The 1,534-nt window shown below is 55.1% G+C and carries 2 protein-coding genes; both read left to right on the plus strand.

Annotated elements, in window-relative coordinates; translation table 11 throughout:
- A partial coding sequence (locus tag Q0341_RS13185; RefSeq protein ID WP_299514143.1) for a branched-chain amino acid ABC transporter permease occupies positions 1 to 927 on the plus strand: 927 nt, incomplete at its 5' end.
- 11 nt (positions 928 to 938) lie between these two features.
- The coding region (locus Q0341_RS13190) for a branched-chain amino acid ABC transporter permease (protein ID WP_299514145.1) at positions 939 to 1,534 on the plus strand (596 nt) is incomplete at its 3' end.

The raw sequence follows: 1,534 nt of genomic DNA on the forward strand, positions 1-1,534 counted from the left end.
GCATTTTTCTTGGAAGCCCTTTTGGGTGGCCTGATGGCAGGCATGTTGTATGCGTTGGTGGCACTGGGCTTTGTATTGATCTTCAAGGCCTCGGGGGTGTTCAACTTTGCGCAAGGCGCAATGGTGTTGTTCGCGGCTTTGGCGATGGCGCGTTTTTCGGAATGGGCGCCTGGTTGGCTGGGCATTGAAGACAAGTTTTTGGGCAACTTGGTGGCCTTTGTGCTGGCCGCAGCCATCATGTTCGTGCTGGCCTGGCTGATTGAGCGCTTGGTGTTGCGCCACTTGGTGAACCAAGAAGGGGTGACTTTGCTCATGGCCACTCTTGGTATCACCTACTTTTTGGATGGCTTGGGCCAGACAATTTTTGGCAGCGACATTTACAAAATCGATGTGGGCATGCCCAAAGACCCGATTTTTCTGTTCGAGAACGTGTTTGAAGGCGGCGTGTTGGTCAACCTCGAAGATGTGTATGCCGCGTGCATTGCGGCTTTGCTGGTGGTGGTCTTGTCGCTGTTCTTCCAAAAAACTGGCACTGGCCGCGCCTTGCGTGCGGTGGCCGATGACCACCAAGCTGCGCAATCGATCGGTATTCCGCTCAACCGCATTTGGGTGATCGTCTGGTTTGTGGCGGGCCTGACCGCCTTGGTGGCCGGCATCATCTGGGGCTCCAAGATGGGCGTGCAGTTCTCGCTGACCACGGTGGCTTTGCGTGCTTTGCCGGTGATCATTTTGGGCGGACTGACTTCAGTGCCTGGCGCCATCATCGGCGGCCTGATCATTGGCGTGGGTGAGAAATTGTCTGAGGTGTACCTGGGCCCCTATGTGGGCGGCGGCATCGAGATTTGGTTTGCTTATGTGCTGGCGCTGGTGTTCTTGCTGTTCCGTCCGCAAGGCTTGTTCGGCGAAAAAATCATCGACCGCGTGTAAGGAGAGAAAACATGTTTTACAGAGAAAACGGTCAGTACAAGACCTCTTACCGCAGCGACCAGCAGATCTTTGCGATTGCGCAAGACCGCTGGGTCATCCTTGCCTTCATTGCATTTGCCTTCATCGGGGTGCCGTTCATCGCCGATGAATACATGTTCCGAGCCATCCTGATTCCTTTCTTGATCCTGGCCTTGGCCGCTTTGGGGGTGAATATTTTGGTGGGTTATTGCGGCCAGATTTCCCTGGGTTCAGGGGCATTCATGGCTGTGGGGGCCTACATGGCCTACAACACCTACATACGCATCGAAGGCATGCCCCTGATCGTGGGCTTGTTGGCCGGAGGCTTCTTTGCCACCTTGGTCGGCATGTTCTTTGGTATTCCCAGTTTGCGCGTGAAGGGCCTGTACTTGGCGGTGGCCACGCTCGCGGCGCAGTTCTTTTGCGACTGGGCCTTCTTGCGCATCGGCTGGTTCACCAACAACAACGCTTCGGGCTCGGTCTCGGTAACGGACCTGAATGTGTTTGGTATGCCGATCGACACGCCACTGCAAAAGTACATTTTTTGCCTGGTGTTTTTGGTGGTCTTTGGTCTGCTGGCCAAAAATCT

It is taken from the genome of uncultured Limnohabitans sp., from assembly GCF_937889215.1.
Taxonomy (GTDB): Bacteria; Pseudomonadota; Gammaproteobacteria; order Burkholderiales; family Burkholderiaceae_C; genus Limnohabitans_A.